This is a genomic window from Methylobacterium sp. WL19 (assembly GCF_008040005.1).
In the GTDB taxonomy this organism is placed as follows: Bacteria; Pseudomonadota; Alphaproteobacteria; order Rhizobiales; family Beijerinckiaceae; genus Methylobacterium; species Methylobacterium bullatum.
Genome location: NZ_VRVC01000307.1, coordinates 1 through 561 on the forward strand (window position 1 = coordinate 1; position 561 = coordinate 561).

A 561-nucleotide genomic window follows, 5' to 3' on the forward strand; every position below is an offset into this window, starting at 1 on the left:
CCGTCACGGCCGCCGCGTGGGCGGTTCTGCCGCGGGGCGGAACTGCGCTGATGCCGCTGGAGACGCCAGATTTCCACCAGCACCGGCTCGGCCGGGACGGAATCCGTGGCGGCTTCGGCCTCGGCCGCGTCGCCGGAGGCCGTCTCGGCGGTTTCCGCCTCGATATCCGCGAGGGTCGCGGATTCCGCCACGGGGACGGCGGCCGCCTCGGGCTCTTCAGTGGCCTCCACCGATGTCTCGGCGGCGGCCGGTGCCGGCTCGTCCTCGGCAGGGACGGCCTCGACGGTGCCGGTCTCGGCAAGGTCTGCCTCGGAAGACGCGGCCTCCTCGGATACCGCCTCGGGATCGGGCACGCCTTCCGCCACGGGCTCGGCCGTGTCGGTCGAGGCCTCGCTTTGGGAAGTGGTCTCGTTTTCGGAAGCGGTGTCGCCTTCCGGCTTGGCCTCCTCGTCGGTCGCGGGGGCGGCCTCCTCGGACACCGTCGCCGACCCGTCGGTCGATGCGGTCGCCGGGGCGATGGGCTGGGTCGCTGCGGCGGGGCGCAGCGGCACGGTGATGGCC

General features: G+C 74.2%; 1 pseudogene. It reads right to left on the minus strand.

What is annotated here, in order from left to right:
* Window positions 1-561: pseudogene (locus FV220_RS25225) on the minus strand (helicase); the annotation flags it as partial.